Origin of the sequence: Fibrobacter sp. (assembly GCA_017503015.1) — a bacterium.
In the GTDB taxonomy this organism is placed as follows: domain Bacteria; phylum Fibrobacterota; class Fibrobacteria; order Fibrobacterales; family Fibrobacteraceae; genus Fibrobacter.
Map to the genome: position 1 here is coordinate 1 of JAFVTX010000004.1, position 22757 is coordinate 22757.

The 22757-nt window shown below is 54.3% G+C and carries 18 protein-coding genes, 1 tRNA gene and 1 pseudogene; 18 read left to right on the top strand and 2 right to left on the bottom strand.

Annotated elements, in window-relative coordinates; translation table 11 throughout:
• The 16 genes from tuf to IKB43_01140 all read left to right on the top strand — a co-directional run.
• On the top strand, positions 1 to 166 hold a 166-nt coding region (gene tuf / locus IKB43_01065), incomplete at its 5' end, for an elongation factor Tu (GenBank protein MBR2468736.1).
• 12 nt (positions 167 to 178) lie between these two features.
• Positions 179 to 331, top strand: coding sequence for a 50S ribosomal protein L33 (rpmG, locus tag IKB43_01070; protein ID MBR2468737.1), 153 nt, complete (start codon positions 179 to 181; stop codon positions 329 to 331).
• Between the two features lie 12 nt (positions 332 to 343).
• A tRNA-Trp gene (locus IKB43_01075) sits at positions 344 to 416 on the top strand.
• A gap of 21 nt (positions 417 to 437) precedes the next feature.
• Positions 438 to 626: a preprotein translocase subunit SecE gene (gene secE / locus IKB43_01080; protein MBR2468738.1), complete on the top strand. Its 189-nt coding sequence runs from the start codon at positions 438 to 440 to the stop codon at positions 624 to 626.
• Position 627: 1 nt separating this feature from the next.
• On the top strand, positions 628 to 1170 hold the full coding sequence (gene nusG / locus IKB43_01085; protein MBR2468739.1) for a transcription termination/antitermination factor NusG: 543 nt from the start codon (positions 628 to 630) through the stop codon (positions 1168 to 1170).
• A gap of 30 nt (positions 1171 to 1200) precedes the next feature.
• Complete coding sequence (gene rplK, locus IKB43_01090) at positions 1201 to 1626, top strand: 50S ribosomal protein L11 (GenBank protein MBR2468740.1); 426 nt, start codon at positions 1201 to 1203, stop codon at positions 1624 to 1626.
• A gap of 40 nt (positions 1627 to 1666) precedes the next feature.
• Positions 1667 to 2353, top strand: coding sequence for a 50S ribosomal protein L1 (locus IKB43_01095; GenBank protein ID MBR2468741.1), 687 nt, complete (start codon positions 1667 to 1669; stop codon positions 2351 to 2353).
• A gap of 8 nt (positions 2354 to 2361) precedes the next feature.
• Positions 2362 to 2907 carry a 50S ribosomal protein L10 gene (locus IKB43_01100; protein MBR2468742.1) on the top strand — a complete coding sequence of 182 codons (546 nt, stop codon included), beginning with the start codon at positions 2362 to 2364 and terminating at the stop codon, positions 2905 to 2907.
• Between the two features lie 51 nt (positions 2908 to 2958).
• Complete coding sequence (rplL, locus tag IKB43_01105; protein ID MBR2468743.1) at positions 2959 to 3330, top strand: 50S ribosomal protein L7/L12; 372 nt, start codon at positions 2959 to 2961, stop codon at positions 3328 to 3330.
• A gap of 102 nt (positions 3331 to 3432) precedes the next feature.
• Positions 3433 to 7707, top strand: a complete 4275-nt coding sequence (gene rpoB, locus IKB43_01110; protein ID MBR2468744.1) for a DNA-directed RNA polymerase subunit beta — start codon at positions 3433 to 3435, stop codon at positions 7705 to 7707.
• A 1-nt stretch (position 7708) separates the two neighbouring features.
• Entirely contained in the window at positions 7709 to 12139 is a 4431-nt protein-coding gene (rpoC, locus tag IKB43_01115; GenBank protein ID MBR2468745.1) for a DNA-directed RNA polymerase subunit beta', read from the top strand.
• A 68-nt stretch (positions 12140 to 12207) separates the two neighbouring features.
• Positions 12208 to 12597: a 30S ribosomal protein S12 gene (rpsL, locus tag IKB43_01120; protein MBR2468746.1), complete on the top strand. Its 390-nt coding sequence runs from the start codon at positions 12208 to 12210 to the stop codon at positions 12595 to 12597.
• A gap of 11 nt (positions 12598 to 12608) precedes the next feature.
• Positions 12609 to 13085: a 30S ribosomal protein S7 gene (rpsG, locus tag IKB43_01125; GenBank protein ID MBR2468747.1), complete on the top strand. Its 477-nt coding sequence runs from the start codon at positions 12609 to 12611 to the stop codon at positions 13083 to 13085.
• 94 nt (positions 13086 to 13179) lie between these two features.
• Positions 13180 to 13983, top strand: a complete 804-nt coding sequence (locus IKB43_01130; GenBank protein ID MBR2468748.1) for a hypothetical protein — start codon at positions 13180 to 13182, stop codon at positions 13981 to 13983.
• 59 nt (positions 13984 to 14042) lie between these two features.
• Complete coding sequence (eno, locus tag IKB43_01135) at positions 14043 to 15446, top strand: phosphopyruvate hydratase (GenBank protein MBR2468749.1); 1404 nt, start codon at positions 14043 to 14045, stop codon at positions 15444 to 15446.
• Positions 15447 to 15621: 175 nt separating this feature from the next.
• Positions 15622 to 16464 (top strand): 50S ribosomal protein L11 methyltransferase, encoded by an 843-nt coding sequence (locus IKB43_01140; GenBank protein MBR2468750.1) that lies wholly within the window; start codon positions 15622 to 15624, stop codon positions 16462 to 16464.
• 86 nt (positions 16465 to 16550) lie between these two features.
• Here IKB43_01140 and IKB43_01145 read toward each other — a convergent pair.
• A pseudogene (locus tag IKB43_01145) lies at positions 16551 to 18488 on the bottom strand (YgiQ family radical SAM protein).
• Between the two features lie 80 nt (positions 18489 to 18568).
• Positions 18569 to 20404, bottom strand: coding sequence for an excinuclease ABC subunit UvrC (gene uvrC, locus IKB43_01150; GenBank protein MBR2468751.1), 1836 nt, complete (start codon positions 20402 to 20404; stop codon positions 18569 to 18571).
• 109 nt (positions 20405 to 20513) lie between these two features.
• Between uvrC and IKB43_01155 the strand changes: the two genes are divergently transcribed.
• Entirely contained in the window at positions 20514 to 21836 is a 1323-nt protein-coding gene (locus tag IKB43_01155) for a hypothetical protein (protein MBR2468752.1), read from the top strand.
• Between the two features lie 43 nt (positions 21837 to 21879).
• Positions 21880 to 22197 carry a cell division protein ZapA gene (gene zapA / locus IKB43_01160; protein MBR2468753.1) on the top strand — a complete coding sequence of 106 codons (318 nt, stop codon included), beginning with the start codon at positions 21880 to 21882 and terminating at the stop codon, positions 22195 to 22197.
• Positions 22198 to 22757 lie beyond the last annotated feature (560 nt).

Below are 22757 nucleotides of genomic sequence, written 5' to 3' on the forward strand. Positions count from 1 at the left end.
CACCATCCAGCTCCCTGAAGGTGTCGAGATGGTTACCCCGGGTGACACCGTTACCATCCACGTGAACCTGATCGCCCCCATCGCCATGGAAAAGCAGCTCCGCTTCGCTATCCGTGAAGGTGGCCGTACCGTTGGTGCTGGTTCCGTAACCGAAATCATCAAGTAATCAGGATTAAAAATGCCTAGAGAACTCATCGTGCTCGAATGCACAGAATGCAATCAGCGCAACTATGATTGCGACAAGAACAAGCGTCTTCACCCCTCCCGCGTGGAGTACAAGAAGTACTGCCGGTTCTGCCGCAAGCATACCGTTCACAAGGAATCCAAGTAAGGAATTCGGAATAGGTCGGTAGCTCAATTGGTAGAGTCACGGTCTCCAAAACCGTTGGTTGGGGGTTCGAGTCCCTCCCGACCTGCTCGCTTCCTCAGGAGTCATTATGCGTAAGATCCAGCAATATGTGAAAGAGTCTATCCAGGAATTGAAGAAGGTCACCTGGCCTACTTGGGAAGAACTTAAAGGATCAACTCTCGTGGTGATGCTCTTCAGCGTCATTATGGGTTGCTATATTGCCGGTCTCGATGTTGGTCTCTCTTGGGTTATCGACAAGATTATGGGGAGGGGCTAGCATGAAACGCTGGTACGCCATCCATACCTTCTCGGGTCAAGAAAACAACATTAAAAAGCACATCGAGCAGATGATTGAGCGCGAAGGCGTTCAAGAAAAGTTCGGCCAGATTATCGTACCGACGCGTGAAGTGGTCAGCAATGTCCGCGGCAAGCGTCGTACTTCTGTTCAGAACCTGTTCCCTGCTTACATCATCATTGAAATGGAGCTGGACGAGCTCACCCAGCACCTGGTGTCGACCATCAATGGCGTCACCCATTTCGCCGGAATGACCCGCACAAGCCGGGTTCCCATTCCGCTTCAACAGAGCGAGGTCGATCGCCTTCTGGGAGTCAATCCTGAAGACACCATCGAAGGCGAGATCCAAATCCCGTACACTATTGGCGATAATGTCTGCATCAAGGAAGGTCCTTTCAAGGGCTTTGTGGGCGTCGTAGATGAGATTATGGAAGACAAGACCAAGATCAAGGTCATGGTTTCCGTTTTCGGTCGTTCTACGCCTGTGGAACTCGGCTTCAACCAAGTCGAATCCACTGACGCTTAATGGTACGGTTTTTGCAACGGAGATAACACAGTGGCAAAGAAAATCACAGGTTATATTAAGCTCCAGATTCCCGCCGGCGCCGCTAACCCGGCTCCCCCGGTAGGTCCCGCCCTTGGTCAGAAGGGTGTGAACATCATGGAGTTCTGCAAGCAGTTTAACGCTAAGACCCAGAACGACAAGGGAATGATTATCCCGGTCGTCATTACGGTCTATGCGGACAAGAGCTTTACCTTCATCACGAAGGTATCGCCGGTCCCGGCCCTCATCAAGAAGGCTGCCGGAATCGAGAGCGGCTCTGGTGAACCCAACCGTAAAAAGGTTGCAAAGATCACCAAGGCCCAGGTCCAGGATATCGCCCAAAAGAAGATGCCGGATCTAAACACAATCGACCTCGAAGCCGCTATGCGCATGGTTGCGGGCACTGCTCGTTCCATGGGCGTCGAAGTGGTTGACTGAGGCAGGTAATTCACCGTTACGTATCTGACAGGAAAATTTCATGTTCAGAGGAAAAAAATACAAGAAGGTTGCAGAAGCTTTCGACCGTAACAAGGCTTATGGTCTGAGCGAAGCAATCGAAATCCTAAAAAAGTCCGAGGTGAAGTTCGACCAGACGGTCGAAGTGCACTTTAACCTCGGTGTGGACCCAAAACATTCCGACCAAGTGGTTCGTGGCACGGTTGTGCTGCCGCATGGTACCGGTCGTCAGGTCCGCGTTCTCGTGTTCTGCAAGGACAACAACATTGAAGTTGCAAAGAACGCAGGCGCTGACTATGCTGGCGGTGCTGACTTGGTTCAGAAGATACAGGAAGGATGGCTGGAATTCGATTCCGTCGTTGCTACTCCCGACATGATGCCGGTGATTAGTAAGGTGGCTCGTGTTCTTGGTCCTCGTGGTATGATGCCTTCTCCCAAGGCCGGTACGGTGACCGTTAACGTCGCCCAGACCGTCAAGGAACTGAAGGCCGGTAAAATCCAGTACCGCGTTGACAAGGGCGCCAACGTCCACGCTCCTGTAGGCAAGCTCTCCTTCAGCGTCGAACAGCTGGCCGAAAACGCCAAGACCGTTATCGACTCTGTGGTGAAGAACAAGCCCCAGTCTTCTAAGGGCACATACATCAAGAGCCTCACTCTGACGGCTACGATGGCCCCGGGCATCAAACTTGATATGGCACTGACGCGCTAGGAGGAACCATGAAAGCTGTAGTTAAAAAACAACAGACCGTGGACGCTCTCGTCGAGTCGTTCAAGGACGCCACCGCCGTCTATCTGCTCAATTTCCAGGGCATCACTGTCGAAAAGGACAATGCCCTGCGTAAGGCTCTCGCTGCAAAGGGCGTTAAGTACCACGCTGTGAAGAACACTCTTCTGAAGCGCGTGCTCGCTGCCCTCAAGGTTGAAGGTCTCGACGACCAGCTGACCGGAGCTACTTCCGTGATGGTTGGCTTCGAAGATGATCCTCTTCTGCCTGCCCGCGAAATTGAAGCATTCCACAAAGCAAATCCTGATTTCTTGGTCGCCAAGAGCATTTACCTCGACGGTAAGCCCATGCCTGGCTCCGAAGTCGTGAACCTCGCTAAGATTCCTGACCGTAAGGGCATGATCGCTATGATCGTCTCTATGGCTCTTGGTCCTGGCTCCACGATTGCCGGTCAAATCAAGACCCTCCAGGAAAAGCTGGAAAAAGAATCGGGTTCCGAAGCCGCAGCTCCTGAAGCTGCCGCAGCACCGGAAGCTTAACAACAAACCACAAACCAAAACTTTTAAACGGAATAATCGGAGAAACACATCATGGCAACTGATATCAAGGCACTGGGCGATCAAATTGTTGGTCTTACCCTTCTCGAAGCCAAGGCTTTGGCTGACTACCTCAAGGAAACTCACGGCATCGAAGCTGCTGCCGGTGGCGCCGTCGTAATGGCCGCCGCTGCTGCTGCCCCCGCCGAAGAGAAGACCGAATTCGACGTAATCCTCGTCGAATGCGGCGCTCAGAAGATGAACGTCCTTAAGGAAGTTCGCGCTATCACCGGTCTCGGCCTCGCCGAAGCCAAGAAGGTCGTCGAGACTGCTAACAGCGTCATCAAGGAAGCCGCTCCCAAGGCCGACGCCGAAGCTCTCAAGAAGAAACTCGAAGAACTCGGAGCAAAGGTTACCCTTAAGTAATGCTCTCAGTTCTTTGAACTGCTCTTGCCAATCGCCTGCACGTAAGTGCGGGCTTTTGGTGTTTTTATCTAATCAGGCCCTTCACCGGATGAGGTATTTCTAATGACAACGGAGCGAAAGAGTTATTCCTCCAACAGATTCCAGCTGGAACTTCCGTACTTGATTGAAGTCCAGAAGGCATCGTACGAGCAATTCCTTCAGGCCAACATTCCCCAAGAAAAGAGGATGAAAGTCGGTCTGGAGCGGGTCTTCCAGGACATCTTCCCGATTACGGACCAGAACGGTCTCTATTCCCTGGAATACGAAAAATACTATTTCGGCATCCCGAAATACAGCATCCCTGAATGTCGCGAGCGCGGGCTCACCTACAGCATGGAGCTCTACGCTACGCTGGCCCTCCGCATTTTCGAAAAAGATGGCGAAGACCGCAAGCTGAAGGAAGAAGTCAAGAACGACGTCTTGATTTGCGAACTCCCCATCATGACCGAAAACGGCACCTTTATTGTGAACGGCGCCGAACGCGTGGTCGTGTCCCAGCTGCACCGCTCTCCCGGTGTGAGCTTCGACGAAGAAATGCAACCCAACGGTCGTTCCGATTACAAGAGCCGTATTATTCCGCACCGCGGCGCTTGGGTGGAATTCAACACCGAAGGTGACATCCTTTACCTGATTATCGACCGCAAGAAAAAGCTTGCGGCTACCGCCATGCTCAGAAGCATCGGTTTCGAGACCACTCAGGATATCTTGAACCTGTTCTACAAGAAGACCGAAGAAGTCTCCGTGCAGGACCTGGCCAACGAACTTGACGAAAACGGCAAGTCTGTGCTTATCGACCGTATCATCTTCAACGACGTGGTGGATTCTTCTACCGGTGAAGTGATTGTCGAGGCCAACACCGTTATCGACGACAAGAAGCTGGAATGCTTGCTCGAAAACAAGGTGGACAAGGTCGTTCTCCTCTCCAAGGAAGAAGAAAACCTGCTTATCCACTACACCCTGGCTGCCGACAAGACCAAGTCCAAGGGTGAAGCACTCCGCGCTATCTACTCGGTAACCCACCAGCAGCAGGACGAAGCTCCTAACGACGAAGCTGCACGCCTTTATTTTGAAGGCCTGTTCCTGAACGACCCCCGCAAGTACGACTTGGGCGAAGTGGGCCGTTACCGCTTGAACAACAAGGTTTATACCTCCGAAATCCAGGGCATCCTCAAGAACGTCTCTGAACAGTTCAACATTCAGGACCTGAAGATCCCGAGCCTCTCTACCATGACCATGAGCAAGGCCGACTTCCTTGCCATTATCGAATACATGGTGGGCCTCTATGACGGAGCCTCCGGATACGCCCTGGACGATATCGACCACTTGGGCAACCGCCGCACCCGTTCCGTGGGTGAACTTTTGGCGGGCCAGATTTCCGTGGGTCTTTCCCGTATGTCTCGCGTCATCCGCGAGAACCTTTCTCTCCATTCCGACGAAGAACAGACCACTCCTCGTGACTTGGTGAACACCCGCATGGTGTCCTCCGTGGTTCAGTCCTTCTTCGGTTCTTCTCAGCTTTCCCAGTTCATGGACCAGATGAACCCGCTTTCTGAGCTCACTCACAAGCGTCGTCTCTCTGCTCTTGGTCCCGGTGGTCTTTCTCGTGAGCGCGCCGGCTTCGAAGTTCGTGACGTTCACTACACCCACTATGGCCGTCTGTGCCCCATCGAGACTCCTGAAGGACCGAACATCGGTCTTATCAACTCCCTGGCTTCTTTCGCCGTGGTGAACCACTTCGGCTTTATCGAGACCCCGTACCGTATCGTGGGCCTTGTGGAATTTGCCGATGCCAATGGCAACAAGTGCATGTTCCCCGAAGAAAAGTGGCACTTTGGCATTTTCAAGGGCTTTGTCCATGACCCCCACCTGTTCGTGCAGCTGGAACTCTCCAAGAAGGAGATGGACGATGTCCGCATGAACCTGGACAACCGCCAGCGCGACCTGTTCGACAGCTTTGTGAACAAGGTGTTCCAGATCAAGGACGCCGAAGGCAATGTCTCTTACTGCAAGAACGGCTTTGTGCTGGACAGCTTTGACGGCAAGCCCGACTATGTGCAGAAGGGCTCTGCGGTTGAACAGATTGTTTCTGACTTTATCACTTACTTGACCGCCGACGAAGAAGATTCCTTCAAGGTGGCTCCGGCTTCTACCGAGCTCACCGACGACAACCGTTTCAAGGAAGAATACGTTATCGTCCGCGACAAGAGCGAATACCCCCACCTGCTCCGCCAGGATAGCATCGAAATCGGCGATACCGAAACGGACCACATCGACCTTATGGACGTGGCCCCGATGCAGATCGTGTCCGTGGCCGCAGGCCTTATCCCGTTCCTGGAACACGACGACGCCAACCGCGCCTTGATGGGTTCCAACATGCAGCGCCAGGCCGTGCCTCTGCTCCGTGCCGAAGCTCCTGTGGTGGGAACCGGCCTCGAACGCCGTGCCGCCCTTGACTCGGGTACCGTGGTTCGCGCCAAGCACGACGGCAAGGTGACCTTCGTGGATGCCCGCACCGTGACCGTGCAGCGTGGCAACATGGTGAACGGCAACTTTGAGCCTCTCACCGGCCTCGGCGAAAACTTTGAATTCCTCGGCAAGGATCCTATCGACAATTACGTGCTCCGCAAGTTCGAGCGCTCTAACCAGGATTCCTGCATCAACCAGAAGCCTATCGTGAACGTGGGTGATTTCGTCAAGGCGGGCGACGTGCTGGCCGACGGCGTTTCTACCGACCACGGCGAACTGGCTCTGGGTAAGAACATCTTGATTGGCTTCCTCCCCTGGAACGGTTACAACTACGAAGACGCCGTTATCATTTCCGAAGAGCTCGCCATCAAGGATACCTTTACATCCATCCATATCGAAGAATACGAGCTGGAAGTTCGCGACACCAAGCGCGGCCCCGAAGAGCTCACCCGTGAAATCCCCAACGTGGGCGAAGATGCGCTCCGTAATCTGGACGAGAACGGCGTGATTCGCGTAGGTGCCGAAGTCAATGCCGACGATATTCTGGTGGGTAAGGTGACGCCCAAGGGCGAAACGGAACTCACTCCGGAAGAACGCCTGCTCCGCGCCATCTTCGGCGAAAAGGCCGGCGATGTCCGCGATTCTTCTCTCAAGGCTCCTCCGGGAATGAAGGGCGTGGTGCTTGAAACCCGCGTCTTCAGCAAGAAGGACAAGTCCGACAAGAAGAGCAAGGAAAAGGATGCGGAAATGATCGAAGAAATCCGCTCCAATTTCCAGACCCAGATCGACAAGATCAAGGCCTCTTGCCGCGAACACCTGTTCGAACTCCTGGCTGGCAAGGCAGCTGGTAAGGTGATGGACAACGAAACTCACGAACTCCTGATTCGTGAAGGCCAGATTTACAACGAACAGAACCTCGCCATGCTGGACGTGACCAAGGTTTCTCCGGCTTCCACCTTCGTGACCGGCGACGATGAGCTCCAGGAAATGGTGCTCTCCCTGGTGCTGGTGGCCCGCGACAACCTCGATACCCTGACCCGCACCATGGAAAAGGAAATCGACAAGGTCACCAAGGGCGACGAACTCAAGCCCGGCGTTCTCAAGAGCGTCAAGGTCTATATCGCCAAGAAGCGCTGCCTCTCCATCGGTGACAAGATGGCCGGTCGTCATGGTAACAAGGGCGTGGTCTCCAAGATCGTGCCTGTCGAAGACATGCCGTTCACCGAAGACGGTCGCCCCCTCCAGATTCTTCTGAACCCCCTGGGCGTGCCTTCTCGTATGAACATCGGTCAGGTGCTCGAAGTCCACTTGGGCTGGGCTGCAAAGACCCTCGGCTTCAAGGTTTCGACCCCCGTGTTCGACGGTGCCAAGTTCGAAGACATCTGCAAGGAACTGGAAAAGGCTTACCAGAAGAACCCCATTGTCAACTACGAAATGGATCCGGACAACAACAAGATTATCGGTAAGGCCAAGCTCTATGACGGCCGCACCGGTGAAGCCTTCTTGAACCCGGTCACCATCGGTTACATGTACTACCTGAAACTCGGTCACTTGGTGGACGACAAGATCCACGCCCGTTCTATCGGTAGCTACGCCCTCGTGACGCAGCAGCCTCTGGGCGGTAAGAGCCAGTTCGGTGGCCAGCGCTTCGGTGAAATGGAAGTGTGGGCTATGGAAGCTTACGGTGCCGCTTACACCCTGCAGGAACTGTTGACGGTCAAGTCCGACGACGTGACGGGACGTTCCATGGTGTACGACGCCATCGTCCACGGCAAGAACACTCCGAAGCCGGGTATCCCCGAATCCTTCAACGTGATGATTCGCGAAGTTCATTCTTTGGGTCTTGACATCGAGACCACTGGAGATAGGTAATATGTCTGAAGAAATGATTGAACAGACTGAAAATACTGGCGATATTTCCATACATCTCGCCGCTCCGGACCTGATCCGTTATTGGTCGTATGGTGAAGTGACCAAGCCGGAAACCATCAACTACCGCTCCTTCAAGCCCGAACGCGACGGTCTTTTCTGCGAAAAGATTTTCGGACCTGTCAAGAACTGGGAATGTAACTGCGGCAAGTTCAAGCGCGTGCGCTACAAGGGCGTTATCTGCGACCGTTGCGGCGTGGAAGTGACCCACTCCAAGGTGCGTCGCGAACGCATGGGTCATATCGAGCTCTCCATTCCTCTGGCCCACACCTGGTTCGTGAAAAACCAGCCCTGTGTCATCGGTGCTCTTTTGAACCTGAACACCAAGGACCTGGAACACGTCATTTACTACGAAAAGTACGTGGTGATCGACCCGGGTGACACCGACCTGGAAGAACGTTCCCTCATCGACGAAACCCAGTATCAGGACCTGGTTGCCGAAGGCCGTAAGTTTGACGCCAAGATGGGCGCTTCTGCCATCAAGCAGTTGCTGGACCGCCTTGACCTGACCAAGCTTTCCGAAGAACTCCGCCTGCAGGCCACCTCCAAGTCCAAGACCAAGCGCGACGAATCCGTAAAGCGCTTAAAGATTGTGGAAGCTTTCAAGAAATCCCAGATGGAAAGCTTCCGTAGCTACTACAACAACCCCGATGGCTCCAGGGATTCTGGCAAGGCTTGGCTCAAGGGCCTCGCCGAGGCCGTGGCCGAATTCAAGGCCGACTACGAATCCAAGCACGACAATTTTGTGCTGGCCGACGCCTACGAGGAATTCCGCAGCAAGTACAAGAACGAAGCCAAGTTGCTGGCCAACCAGCCTTCTTGGATGATTCTCGACGTGCTTCCGGTGATTCCGCCTGATCTGCGTCCCCTGGTTCCGCTGGAAGGCGGCCGTTTTGCCACCTCCGACCTGAACGAGCTTTACCGCCGTGTCATCAACCGTAACAACCGCTTGAAAAAGTTGATCGACATCCGTGCTCCTAACGTGATTTTGTGCAACGAAAAGCGCATGCTGCAAGAGGCCGTGGACCAGCTGTTCGACAGCGGTCGCCGCAGTGCCCGTGCAGGTGGCGCCCGTCCGCTGAAGAGCCTCGCCGAACTGTTGAAGGGTAAGCAGGGCCGCTTCCGTATGAACCTTCTCGGTAAGCGTGTGGACTACTCCGGCCGTTCCGTCATTGTGGTGGGCCCGGAACTGAAGATGCACCAGTGCGGTCTTCCGAAGCGCATGGCTTTGGAACTGTACAAGCCCTTTATTATCCAGCGCCTTGAAGAAGACGGTATCGTCTATACCCTCAAGTCCGCCAAGAAGTACGTGGACGCCGAACGCCCCGAAGTGTGGGATATTCTCGAAGAAATCATCGAGGACCACCCGGTGATGCTGAACCGCGCCCCGACGCTGCACCGCTTGGGTATCCAGGCCTTCTATCCGAAACTGATCGAAGGTAATGCCATCCGCCTGCACCCCCTCGTCTGTACCGCTTTCAACGCGGACTTCGATGGTGACCAGATGGCCGTGCACCTCCCGCTGTCTTTCGAGACCCAGCTGGAATGCCGCGTGCTCATGCTTTCTTCCAACAACATCCTGCACCCCGCTTCCGGTCAGCCTATCGCTGTGCCGGGCCAGGACATCGTGCTCGGTCTGTACTATCTGACCAAGCCCCGTCCGGGTCGCAAGGGCGAAGGCATGCACTTCTACGACCCCGCCGAAGCTGTTCGTGCTTACGAAAACGGTGTCGTCGATCTGAACGCCATCGTTTACCTGCGTCTCCCCGCCGGTCGCAAGATTTACATGGGCGCCCTGGAAAAGGATGCCGTGTGCCTGCGTGAAAGCGCCGACGACAATGGCAATATCGAAGTCTCCGTCAAGGCCGGTGAAAAGATTAAGTTCCTCACCCTGACAGACGTGAACGTGATCAAGACCACTGTCGGCCGTATCATCTTTAACGAATTTGTTCCCAAGGAGCTGGGCTACGCCAACGAAACCTTCGGCAAGAAGGTGATTGCGAAGTCCATCGACGATCTGTACCGCCGTACCGGTAACCGCGTGACCGTAGATTACCTGGACGACCTGAAGGCCAACGGTTACCAGTGGGCAACCCGCGCCGGTTCCTCTGTGGCTATCGCCGAAATGGTGATTCCTGAAGAGAAGCAGGCCATGCTGGATGCCGCCACCGAAAAGGTGAACCAGATCCGTGGCCTCTACGAAGACGGTGTGATTACCGACGGCGAACGCTATAACCAGATTATTGACGTGTGGTCCCGCACCACGACGGATGTGGCCAACAAGCAGTGGGATTTGCTTTCCCGCGACCGTGACGGTTTCAACCCCGTCTACATGATGGCCGACTCCGGTGCTCGTGGTAGCCGTGAACAGATTAAGCAGCTGTCCGGTATGCGCGGCCTGATGCAGAAGCCTATCAAGCAGCTGGGCGGTCAGGAAGTTATCGAGAACCCGATTAAGTCCTGCTTCCGCGAAGGCCTGAACGTGATGGAATACTTCATTTCGTCTCACGGTGCCCGTAAGGGTCTGGCCGATACCGCTCTGAAGACTGCTGACGCCGGTTACCTTACCCGCCGTCTCGTGGACGTGGGTCAGGACCTGGTGGTTACTGAAGCTGATTGCGGCACTACCCAGGGTATCGAAGTCTCCGCCTTCAAGGACGGTGACGATACCGTGATTCCTCTGGAAGAACGTCTGCTGGGTCGTGCTCCGATTGAAGATATCAAGCACCCCGTGACCGGCGAAGTGATTGTGAAAGCCGGTGAACTGGTGACCGAACGCGACCTGCCGAAGATCAGCGCTTCCGGTCTGGAACACATCACCATGCGCTCCGTGCTTACTTGCGAATCTCGCACCGGTGTCTGCGCCAAGTGCTATGGCCGTATGCTTGCCTCTGGTCGTCCTGTTGACCTGGGCGAGGCCGTGGGTGTGCTTGCCGCTCAGTCTATCGGTGAACCGGGTACTCAGCTTACGTTGCGTACCTTCCACATCGGTGGTGCATCTTCCCGTCTGACTGTTGAAAACAACAAGAAGGCGACTGTGGATGGCCGAGTGGAACTGGAACAGGTGGAAACCGTTGATCACGAAGGCCAGAAGGTGGTGGTAAGCCGCATGGGCGAACTGGTGATCTTCGATACCACAGGTATTAACAAGGGTCGTTACCAGATTCCTTATGGCGCCATCTTGAAGGTCGCCAACAACGATTCTGTCCAGAAGGGACAGGAAATGTTCGAATGGGATCCGTATAACAGCCCCATTATCAGTAACGTGGCCGGTACCATCAAGTTCATGGACCTGGTGGAAAACGCTACGTTCCGCGTCGAAAAGGACGAAGTGACCGAAGTCGAAACCTGGATTGTCATTAGCGACAAGCGCGGCAAGCGCCGCCCCGCTATCAGCATCGTGGATGCGGGCAACAACAAGGTCGGTCACTTTATGCTTCCCGACGGAGCTATCTTGACTGTCAAGGACGGGGATTCCGTGACCATCGGTCAGACCGTGGCCAAGCTCCCCCGTGCCGCAGGTAAGACCCGCGATATTACCGGTGGTCTTCCCCGCGTGGCCGAACTCTTCGAAGCTCGCTGCCCGAAGAACAAGGCCTTTATCGCTCCTATGGACGGTCTCGTTTCTTACGGCGACGATGTCCGTGGAAACCAGAAGGTTATTATTCAGATGGACGACAAGAAGGAGGAAGTGCTGGTTCCCCATGGCGTGCATCTGGCGGTCAATGAAGGTGACCGTGTCCGTGCTGGTCAGAAGATTAGCGAAGGTAGCGTGGACCCCCACGATATCCTCGACGTTCTTGGACCCGAAGATGTCCAGCGCCATTTGGTGAACGAAATCCAGGCCGTTTATCGCCTGCAAGGTGTGGCTATCGCAGATAAGCACATCGAATGTATCGTGCGCCAGATGATGCGTAAGGTTCGCATCGAGGATTCCGGGGACTCTGAACTGCTTCCGGGCGAAGAAATCTCCAAGGCACGTCTTCGCGCCATCAACGACCAGTTGATTGCGGCTGGCAAGACGCCGGCGACCTTTACGCCGATGCTCCTTGGTATCACGAAGGCTTCCCTCGCGACAGACAGCTTCATCTCTGCCTGCTCGTTCCAGGAAACCACCAAGATCCTTACCCGCGCCTCCATCGAAGGAAGCGTGGACCCGCTCATGGGCCTTAAGGAAAACGTGATTATGGGTCGTCTGATTCCGTGCGGAACCGGTGCCCGCCACCTGAGGAACGTCCAGGTGGTCGATGCCGATGCCGAAATGGAAGAAAGGAAACGCTTGCAAGCGGTACAGGCCGAACACTACAGCACCGATAGCGCCATCCAGATGCTGGATAACGAAATCGGCATTTCCGACGAGGAAGAAGGCGAGTAATTCGGTCCAGTACTTGAAAACTTTGGAAAAAAAACTATATTTGCACTCCAAAATCTAGGAGATTAATAGTGCCTACTATTCAACAGCTCGTCCGTAACGGACGCGAACAAATCAGCAACAAGACCGCTTCCGTGGCCTTGAAGTCCTGCCCGCAAAAGCGTGGCGTCTGCACCCGTGTGTACACCAGCACCCCGAAGAAGCCGAACTCCGCTCTTCGTAAGATTGCCCGTGTGCGCTTGTCCAACAAGATGGAAGTGACCGCCTACATCCCTGGCGAAGGTCACAACCTTCAGGAACACTCCATCGTGCTCATCCGCGGTGGTCGTGTGAAGGACGTTCCCGGTGTCCGTTACCACATCATCCGTGGCGCCCTGGATACCCAGGCCGTCAATGGCCGTCAGAACGGCCGTTCCAAGTATGGTGTCAAGAAAAAAGGTGCCGCTCCGGCCAAGAAGTAAGGAAGTAGAATATGTCTAGAAGAAGAAAGGCTCTCCATCGCTCTATCCTCCCGGATCCGCGTTACAAGTCCACTCTCGTTACCGAACTGGTGGGCGTGGTGCTCAAGCAGGGCAAGAAGACCATCGCTGAACAGATTGTCTATACCGCTCTTGAAAAGCTCGGCCAGAAACTCGAAGGTCCCGAGACTCCTCTCGAGAAGTTCGAAATCTGCCTCGACAACATCAAGCCCAAGGTGGAAGTGAAGTCCCGCCGCGTGGGTGGTGCCAACTACCAGGTTCCTATGGAAGTTGCTCCGGACCGCGCCAAGGCTCTCGCTCTCCGCTGGCTCCTCGACGCTGCCCGTAGCCGCAACGAAGCCAACATGGCTGACCGCCTTGCTGCCGAACTCGTTGCTGCCAAGAACGGTGAAGGCAACGCTGTCCGCAAGAAGAACGACACGCACAAGATGGCCGAAGCCAACAAGGCATTCGCCCACTTCCGTTTCTAATTCTTGTTTAGCACAGAATTATCCTAGAGAAGGGCTCGCTGTAAACAGCGAGCCTTTTCTGTTGTTTTTAAATTTGAAAAAAACGCAGCTTATTATGAACTTCAAGAAACTTGTCATTGCGCGCACCCTCGGGTGCGTTGTAATCTCTTTCCTGCTGACCCTCGACGCCTGTGGCGACGATTCCAGCAGCAGTATCGGTGATGCTAAAGAGCTTGATGGAGCTTCGCAAGAGAATTTGGTCTGTCGGGCGGAATGTGAAAAAGGCAAGATAAGGGATAATCGTGATGGACATATTTATGGGACGGTTCGTATAGGGGAACAGGTTTGGCTTTCAGAAAATCTTGTCTTTAAGGCTCATAACAGTGGTTGCTTTGATAATGATGAAAAAAATTGTAGCCAATATGGACGGCTATATACTTGGGCGTCGGCTATGGGACGGACCGAAGATGAATGTGGTGTTGAAAAGCTTTGTAATCAAGTAGAAGAACCATATAGAGGTATTTGCCCTGAGGGTTTCCACATTCCGAGCGTTGCTGAGTTCGAACAATTGTCTAAATATGTACGCGATTGTGGTAAGTCGGGTAACCTCTTTTTGAGTTTAGCTCACAAATTAAACGCATCGTTGCAATATAATTCGAATGAGTATATAGATGAATTTTCATTCGGGGCTTTTTTAGGGGGATATGGATATCGTACTATGGACGATACGGCATCAACATTGTGGCCGTCCTATTTGAAATTTATGGACCAGACGATTTTTTGGACAATAGACCAACTAGGGACGCCCAAACCTAATGTATATGCGTGGATGTGGTACATGTTCGTCGATTCAATGGAATCTAAGTCGTCCTATGATCGCAAGGATGAAGGTTTTTCCATTAGGTGCTTGAAGGACTGAAGACGAAATTCCTATATTTACAGCACAAAAATTTTCACACTAAACCAAAAGGCTAAAAAATGGCTTCTAAAATTAAATCCGTTGTTGCCCGCCAGATTCTTGACTCTCGCGGCAATCCCTCTCTCGAAGTTGATGTTACCCTCGAAAACGGCGTGAAGGGTCACGCTGCTGTCCCGAGCGGTGCTTCTACCGGCGAACGCGAAGCTTGCGAACTCCGCGACGGCGACAAGAAGACCTACTGCGGCAAGGGCACGCTCACTGCTGTGAAGAACGTGAACACCAAGATCGCCAAGAAGATCATCGGCATGGACCCGGCCAAGCAGACCGAAGTCGACGACGCCATGATCGCTCTCGACGGCAACCGCATGCTCAAGAACACCCTCGGTGCAAACGCTATCCTCGGCGTTTCCATGGCAGTCTGCTGCGCCGCTGCTAACGACGCCAAGATGCCTCTCTACCAGTACATCGCCAAGCTCCATGGCACCAAGAAGCTCACGCTCCCCTGCCCGATGTGCAACGTGATTAACGGCGGTGCCCACTCTAGCGCTCCGATTGACTTCCAGGAATTCATGATCGCTCCGGTTGGCGCCAAGACGTTCTCCAAGGGCCTCCAGATGGTCACCGAAATCTTCCACGCCCTCAAGGCCGTGCTGAAGAAGGCCGGCTTCGACACCACCGTCGGTGACGAAGGTGGCTTTGCTCCTGGCGTCTCCATCAAGCCCGCCAAGAACAAGTTCGGTTACGAAATCACTGGCGTGATGACCCTCGAAAAGGCTCTCGACGCTCTCAAGGCTGCAACCACCAATGCCGGTTACAAGTTCGGTACCGACATCAAGATCGCTCTTGACGTTGCTTCTTCTGAATTCTGCGACAAGAACACCAAGAAGGGCAAGCCGGAAACCTACACCTTCAAGAAGAGCACCAAGAAGACTGTCAAGTCTGCCGATATGGTGAAGCTCTACGAAAAGCTCATCGACAAGTACTCCATCTTCTCCATTGAAGACGGTCTCGACGAAGCTGACTGGGCTGGCTGGAAGGTCATGACCGACAAGCTCGGTGGTAAGATCAACCTCGTGGGTGACGACCTGTTCGTTACCAACCCGACCATCTTCGACGAAGGCATCAAGGCCGGTATCGCTAACGCCATCCTCATCAAGGTGAACCAGGTGGGTTCCGTGTCCGAAACTCTCGCTGCCATCAAGCGCGCTCAGAACGAAGGCTATGCTCCCATCGTTTCTCACCGCTCTGGCGAAACCGAAGACACCTTCATTGCTGACCTCGCCGTCGGTACCGCCGCTGGCCAGATCAAGACTGGTTCTCTCTCCCGTACGGACCGCGTTTGCAAGTACAACCGTCTCCTCCGCATCGAAGAAGAACTCGGCAAGGCTGCCGTGTACGCCGGTGACCCGCGCAAGGCTTGCAAGGCCCCTGCTAAGAAGGCCGCTTGCAAGAAGTGTAAGTAAGGCGAGTGTCGCAGAAACAAGTTTACTTGTTTCTATGACCGAGCCGCACGAACTGCGCTACGAAGTGGCGCCAGTGCTGCAAGAAGTAATTTCTTAAACCAATAGAACTTACTGAAAGAGGCGTCCCTATCAGGGGACGCTTCTTTTTTTATCTTGGTGGCGGAAGGTTTCGTTTATGAAAAAAGTGGACATGTGGTACAAGGCTGAAGGTTACTGCGCCGTAGAAGATTTTGAACTGGCAAGCTACCTGCTGTTTGAAGCCGGAGTGGCGACCCTCGAGGAACTGGACCCGAAGGCCGATGGCCGTACGGACTTTTGTTTTTATACCGACGACAAGGCCGAGCGGGACCGCATTGTAGGGGAGTTCCCGCAGTACAACTGGACGCTCAGCGAGGAACCTGCCAAGGATTGGGACAAGTGGTGGCGGGACCGTGCGCAGCCTGTGTCCGTTTCTCCCCATCTGTGGGTGCGCCCGCCTTGGGTGGAATTTACGCCCGAAGACCCTGAGGCCGTTGTGCTGGAGCTGGAAGCGAAGACGGCCTTCGGTACAGGGGAACACGATACCACCAGCAGCTGCGCTGCCCTCATGGAATCGGTGAATTTCAAGGGAAAGACGGTTTTGGACATCGGTACGGGTACAGGGATTTTGGCCATGTTTGCCCGGCGTCTGGGGGCAAAACTTGCGGTGGGTACCGAAATCGATCCGCTGACCATTCCCTGCATTGCCGAAAACTTTGAGCGGAACGGCTTTGGCACGAGCGATTGCGTGCTCGGCTTTTTGGATGCCTTCAAGGATGGAACAAAGTTCGATGTCATCCTCTGCAACATGATCCGCAGTGAACTCTGGCCGCTCCGTGACGACATTGAAGACTTGCTTGCCCCCGGCGGTGAACTGATTATCAGCGGCCAGCTTCTGACAGAAAAGGATTATATCCTCAAGTGGTTCGAAGAGGCCGGTTTCAAGGTAAAGCAGGAACGAATCAGTACAGAGTGGTGGAGCGTGCTTGCCCACTCTTAATGGTGGTGCGGCCTCTTTTTATTCCCGAACTGTGCGGCGCGACGCTCCTTGCGGGCGGAATTTTCCCAGCGGCCCTTTTCGCCGACCTTCTTTGGAACGATGGTGCCGGAGCGCTGCTCCCGCTTTTGCTGTTCCCGCTTGCGGTATTCAGCGTTGATTTCCCGTTCCTTGCTGGGGAAAAATTCCTTGCCTTCAGCCTTTGCGCTACGGCTTAAAAGCAGGCGCCCGATCTTGCCCAGCTTGAGGCGCTCCAGGGTGGCGCGGATTTGCGGGCGGTTCTCCGGAATGTACCAGAAGAAGAATTGCCTTTGGCTTTTCTTTTGCTCCGGAGTTTTCGCCACGTAAAGGGGCTTTCCATCGGGAGTCATTTCGGAGTAGAACATCTCCGTCGCGATGGTCATGGGCGTAGGCGTAAAGTCCTGAACCTGTTCCAGCTGGAACCCCAACTGCTTTGTCTCCAGGGCAAGTTCCGCCATGTCGGCTTCGGTACAGCCCGGATGGCTACTGATAAAGTAGGGGATAATCTGCTGTTTTTTGCCGATGCGCTTGCATTCGTCGTCGAAGAATTCCTTGAACTTGTGGAACAGCGTAAAGCTGGGCTTGCGCATGAGTTTCAGGACTTCGTCGCTGGTGTGTTCCGGTGCCACCTTCAGGCGTCCGCTCACATGGTAGTCGATGAGCTCCCGGGCGTATTCCTCGTGGTCCTTGCGCAGTTCAGCGTCATTGGTTTCTTGCAGCAGCATGTCGTAACGGACGCCGCTCCCGATAAACAGGTGCTTTACCTTCGGGTGGTTGCGCACTTCACGGTAGAGCTCCAGAATTTCCTTGTGGCGGGTGTCCATGTTGTCGCAAATCCTGGGCGTGAGGCAACTGGGTCGTGCGCACTTTTGGCAACGGCTCTGGTCGCGTCCCCGCATATTGTACATGTTGGCGCTTGGGCCGCCCAAGTCGGTGATGGTGCCGGCGAATCCGTCCATCTTCGTTATCAAATCCACTTCCCGCAAAATGCTTTCACGGCTACGGCTGGCAATGAACTTCCCTTGGTGGGCGTTGATGGCGCAAAAACTGCAACCGCCGAAACAGCCACGGTGGGTGTTGATGCTGAACTTGATCATGTCGAAGGCGGGTATGTTTCCGCGCTTCTTGTAGCGGGGGTGGGGCTCGCGGGCATAGGGATATTCGAAACTTTCGTCCAGTTCGCCGTATTCCATGGGCGGGTAGGCGGGATTAATCACCACGGTCTGTTCCGCCACATCTTGCAATATGCGGCGCTGGAACCATTTGTTGCATTCGATATCCACCTTGCGGCAGTTTTCTATCTGTGTGCGCTTACTGGCGAGGCATTCCTCGTAACTGGCGAGGCGTAGGTCTTCCCAGTTCTTGTTCTTGGGAACATTCCCCTTGGGCGCGAGGTATGCCGTCTGCGGAATGGAAGTCAGGCTGGAGAAGGGTACGCCTTTTTTTAGGAGTCGCACCATTTCTTTTAGGGGCTTTTCGCCCATGCCGTAAACCAGAAGGTCCGCTTGGGTGTCGAACAGAATGCTAGGCTTGAGCTTGTCGCTCCAGTAGTCGTAATGGGTCACGCGGCGCAGGCTCGATTCCAGTCCGCCAATCATCAGGGGCACATCGGGATAGAGTTTTTTCAGAATCTTCGCATAGGTGTAGGTCGCGTAATCGGGGCGGAAACCCGCCTTGTTGCCGGGAGTGAAGGCGTCGTCGCTGCGCAGGCGTTTTGCGGCGGTGTAGTGGTTCACCATGCTGTCCATGCCGCTACTAATGGCAAAGAACATTCGCGGGCGCCCCAGTTTCTTGAAATCCCGCAGGTCGTCGCGCCAGTTGGGTTGCGGGAGAATTGCCACACGCAGGCCCTCATGTTCAAAAAGTCTTGCTACTACGGCGTGGCCAAAGCAGGGGTGATCCACGTAGGCGTCTGCGCTGATGATAATTACGTCCACGTAATCCCAACCCAGTTCGTCTAGGTCTTCTTTGCAGATGGGTAAAAATCGTGGATCGTAATGGGGCATAGGGGTAAATCTAGAAAAGATGGTAGGGAGTGGCGAGTTGTGAATTATGAGTTGTGAGTAGAACTGACAACTGCTTGCTCTCAAGTTTCTAAGTACTTCGCCACCTGCTCCCGGACCTTGTTCCCCCGCACCTTGCCCAGTAAGATCTCGATATCTTCTAGAGGTGCCTCCATAAAGGCTTCGGCGCTCTTGTACTTGGAGAGAATTTTTACCCGGGTCTCATGCCCTACGCCTGGCATCTTGAGCCATTCCACTTCCAGGTCTTTCTTGCGCTTGCTCCGCTGGTAGGTAATGGCAAAACGGTGGGCCTCGTCGCGGGCGTTCTGCAATAGCTTTAGCGCTGGGCTGGTACGGTGCAGCACGATGCTCTTGCGGTCGTCGGGGAACACGATTTCTTCTAGCCGTTTGGCAAGTCCAATAAGCGGTAAATCCTGGTCGTGGCCCAGTTCTTTTAGAATCTGCATGGTGGCGTCCACCTGGCCCTTGCCGCCGTCGCAGACCCACAGGTCGGGCATGGGCGTGCCTTCGTCTTCGAGCCTGCGGATACGGCGGGTCATGACCTCCCGCATGCTGGCGAAATCATCGACGCCGGTAACCGTCTTGATGATAAACTTGCGGTAGTTGCTCTTGTCGGGCTTGCCGTTCTTGAAGGCCACGAGACTTGCCACGGTGTTGGTGCCGCTCAGGTGCGAGATGTCGACGCACTCGATACGGAAGGGAGTCTTTTTGAGGCCCAGAACTTTTTGCAGCTCAAAAACGCTCTGGTCGATTTCGCTGTATTTTTGCACTTCGGAGCGCATTTCCACCAGAATCATGTCGGCGTTGGCGCCTGCCAATTTCAGGAATCCTACTTTTTCGCCCCGCTGGGGGTTGGTGAACCGCACCTTCCGCCCGGCCTTTTCGGAAAGCGTCTGCTGTAGCAGTTCCGCATCTTCAGGAAGATCGATATCGGTGGCGATTTCGGCGGGAATCATGGGCACGTCCATGTACCAGGGCAACACCATCTGGCGGAAAATTTCGGTGGCGTCATCTTCTAGCTTGCATTCCAGCCGGTAGTGCCTGCGCCCCCGGAGGACCCCGTTCCGGTATTCGAAAATAACCGCGGCGGCCATGGTCCCGTTCCGCCGGAGCGTCAAGATGTCCAGCGAAAGGTTCGGGTCGCTGACGTCTGTCTTCTGGTGGATTCCCGTGGCCTGCAGGGCCTGGATGGCGTCTCGCCGCTTGCCCGCCGTCTCGAAATCCAGATTCGCGCTGGCCTCTTCCATTTCGCGCTGCCAGCGCTCCAAAAGGTCGTCCCGCTTGCCTTCTAGCAAGAGCTTTGCCTGCTCCACCTTTTCTCGGTAGGCTTCTTCGGAGATGAGTCCTGCGCAGGGGGCGTCGCAGCGCCCGATGTGGTAGTTCAGGCAGGGGCGCTGGGGCTTTGCTAGTGGCAGCTTCAGCTTGCATTCCCGAATGTGGAACAGCCTCGCCGAGAGGTCAATCAGCTGGTCTATCATGCGGGACCCCATGAAGGGGCCGTAGTACAGGTTGTCGTCCTTGTGGACCGAGCGGGTCAGGAACAGCCTGGGGAAGGGTTCCTTCACCGAAAAGGCCAGGTAGGGGAAATGCTTGTCGTCTTTCAGCAGCACGTTGTACTTGGGCGTGTGCTTGCGGATGAGGTTCGCTTCCAGAATCAGCGCTTCGGACTCGCTTTCGGTAATAATCCATTCGATGTCCCGGATGTAGGGGAGCATCAGTGTGGCCGCCCGGTGGCCCGTGTGGTCGGACCCGTCAAAGTAGCTCCGGACTCGGTTCTTGAGCACCTTAGCCTTGCCGATGTAGATGATTTTCCCCTGGGCGTTCTTCATGATGTAGACGCCAGGGAGTGCCGGCAGTTCCGCGAGCCGCCGTTCGATATGTTCGCCGAATTGGAGCATTATTCCGAAAATAGAAAATCCCCAAAAAACAATGCTTTTTTATTGTCCTTTTGTCAAATTTTTATATATCTTTTTATGGGGATGTTCCCCCTGGATTTACGGAGAAAAAATGAACCTGGAAAATCTGAACGTTCTTTCACAAAAGGTTGATGGCGTCTTGTCCACGGTACGTGGCCTGCGCCAAGAGGTTTCAAGCTTAAAGGTACAGCTGGCCGAAGCCCAGTCCGGCTTGCAAGACAGGGATTCCCTGCTCCAGACGGCCAATGCGAGTTTGGCCGAATGCAAGGCGGCTCTCGACGTGAGGGCGAACCAGGCCGCGGTCCAGGCGGAGGCCCTGAACAAGAAGGAACTGGCCCTCCAGGAACTGACCCAGAATTTGGAACAGGCAAAGTCTGACCTTGCCGCCAAGGAACAGCAGATTTCGACCCAGACGAGCGCCCTTTCCCAGAAAGAAACGGTCCTTGCGGGCAAAGAAGCCGAGCTGGCTGAAAAGACGGCCCTCCTTGCCCAGAAAACCGAGGAACTCGAAGAGAAAAACCGCCAGCTCGTAGCCAAGGACGAAATGCTCAACGAGCGGGACATGGCCTTGAATCAGAAAGATGTGGAACTGGCGGACAAGGCAACCCTGCTTTCGAAAAATGTCGAAGAGCTCGCCATGGTGAAGCAAGAGCTTGCCGAAAAGGACCAGCTGCTTTCTTCCAAGATTGTGGAACTTGCAGGTAAGGATACCGAGCTTGCAAAGAAGGCCGAGGAACTGGCCCAGAAAGACGAAACGATCCAGAACCAGGCCGAAGAAATTGCCGAAATCCAGGACAAGTTCAAGCAGCTTCTGGCCACCATTGAAAAGGAACTGGGCGCAGAATTCCCTGTGGACCAGTTCGTGGAAGGCGTCGAAGGAACGGCTCCCCGCGCCCCGATGGCACCTTCGGCAACGATTGCCACGGCGACAGTTGCTGCGTCAGCGGTTGCTGCCGACGATACCTTTGAAGAGCCTGCCCAGGAGCAGACGGAACTGAATTTCGAGGAACCCCCTCAAGAAGAACCGGCCGCTACCCTGACAGATGATTTCGAGATGCCGGTAGACGACCTTCCGCAAGAGGAACCCGTCGCTGACGAGACGGTCGCGGAACCTGCTCCGGCAGAGCCTGCTTTCGAAGAGTCCGCCGCCGAAGAACCTGCAAAGGCGGCGGAATGGTCGCCTGACCCGCTGTTACAAGAAGAGCCTGCTGCCGAGGAACCCGCTCCCGAGGAGCCTGCAAAGGAAGAACCGGCGGACGAGTTCGTGGAAGACCCGAGCCTCGGGCCTATCGTGGACATGACCATGTCCAGGGATGACGACGAAGAAGAGCTTCCGGAAATTCACGGGGCCAATGAAAAGGACGATGATTTGTTCGCGAGTCGGGAGGGCTCGCAAGGAAATTTTTTCGGCTAAAATGGCTGATGGACGATGATCCATTCGGCGTAGGAATGCGATAATGGCAGAATTGAATACACACAGACCGGTAAGCATAACGGTAGCCAAGGAAAAACTGCAGATCCGCACGGACCTTTCCGATAGCGACCTGCAGGAGGTCCTGGGCTTTATCGACGAACGCTTCGAAAGCTTCGGCAAGTACAACCTGGAAAATGCAAAACGCCTGGCACTTCTGGCGCTGGACTTGGGCCAGCAGCTCTTCGATGTCCGCAAGATGCTCCGGCAGGCAAAAGTCCAGATGGACCAGATGGACCAGCGGCTGAAGGAACTTTCGTCCCTCCTGGAAGAGGGGCAGGATTCTTCGGAAGACTGGAAGTAATCGGAAAACCCCGTTTTTGAACAAATTTCGGGGTTTTCTAAGATATTAAAAAAAACACTTGTTTTTAGTATCGCAGTTAGGTATATTATGGGCATAGGCATCCCACGGATTAACGCCCGATCTAACAAGATTATAAAAGCTCGTGGCTCTTGAGATTCAGTTTAGGCGCGCTTCGACGCGAAAAACAAAACCCCAAGGCACTGCTATCATTTCAGAATGAGTAGCTTCGAGTGTTCCACCGTGAGGGATGCCCTTTTTTTATTAGGTTTTAGGTGTCAATATTGAGTTATCCGTTATATTTTGGCGCCAAAGGCGCGGCTATAATAACTCACAACTCACCACTCATAACTCATAACTCACAACTCCATGTCATACGGTATTCTCTTTCTCGGCATTTTCTGGGGCTTCTTCTTTTTTGTACTTTCCATGGGGCGAAGAAAGGCCTCTCGTGAGGAAATGAAAAAGAGCCTTAAACGACGGCTCTTGGTGGGTTTTGCCCTCTTGGTTGGCATCTTGGTGTTTCTGTTCATTGCCCAACCGGGTGCCTGATTGGTCTTGTG

Excerpts from the sequence above, each read along its gene's own strand:
- nusG (MBR2468739.1), top strand. The coding sequence starts at position 628 with ATGAAACGCTGGTACGCCATCCATACCTTCTCGGGTCAAGAAAACAAC.
- IKB43_01095 (MBR2468741.1), top strand. The coding sequence starts at position 1,667 with ATGTTCAGAGGAAAAAAATACAAGAAGGTTGCAGAAGCTTTCGACCGT.
- IKB43_01155 (MBR2468752.1), top strand. The coding sequence starts at position 20,514 with ATGAACCTGGAAAATCTGAACGTTCTTTCACAAAAGGTTGATGGCGTC.
- rpoC (MBR2468745.1), top strand. The coding sequence starts at position 7,709 with ATGTCTGAAGAAATGATTGAACAGACTGAAAATACTGGCGATATTTCC.
- IKB43_01130 (MBR2468748.1), top strand. The coding sequence starts at position 13,180 with ATGAACTTCAAGAAACTTGTCATTGCGCGCACCCTCGGGTGCGTTGTA.
- rpmG (MBR2468737.1), top strand. The coding sequence starts at position 179 with ATGCCTAGAGAACTCATCGTGCTCGAATGCACAGAATGCAATCAGCGC.
- rpoB (MBR2468744.1), top strand. The coding sequence starts at position 3,433 with ATGACAACGGAGCGAAAGAGTTATTCCTCCAACAGATTCCAGCTGGAA.
- IKB43_01140 (MBR2468750.1), top strand. The coding sequence starts at position 15,622 with ATGAAAAAAGTGGACATGTGGTACAAGGCTGAAGGTTACTGCGCCGTA.
- rpsG (MBR2468747.1), top strand. The coding sequence starts at position 12,609 with ATGTCTAGAAGAAGAAAGGCTCTCCATCGCTCTATCCTCCCGGATCCG.
- uvrC (MBR2468751.1), bottom strand. The coding sequence starts at position 20,404 with ATGCTCCAATTCGGCGAACATATCGAACGGCGGCTCGCGGAACTGCCG.
- eno (MBR2468749.1), top strand. The coding sequence starts at position 14,043 with ATGGCTTCTAAAATTAAATCCGTTGTTGCCCGCCAGATTCTTGACTCT.
- secE (MBR2468738.1), top strand. The coding sequence starts at position 438 with ATGCGTAAGATCCAGCAATATGTGAAAGAGTCTATCCAGGAATTGAAG.
- zapA (MBR2468753.1), top strand. The coding sequence starts at position 21,880 with ATGGCAGAATTGAATACACACAGACCGGTAAGCATAACGGTAGCCAAG.
- rplL (MBR2468743.1), top strand. The coding sequence starts at position 2,959 with ATGGCAACTGATATCAAGGCACTGGGCGATCAAATTGTTGGTCTTACC.
- IKB43_01100 (MBR2468742.1), top strand. The coding sequence starts at position 2,362 with ATGAAAGCTGTAGTTAAAAAACAACAGACCGTGGACGCTCTCGTCGAG.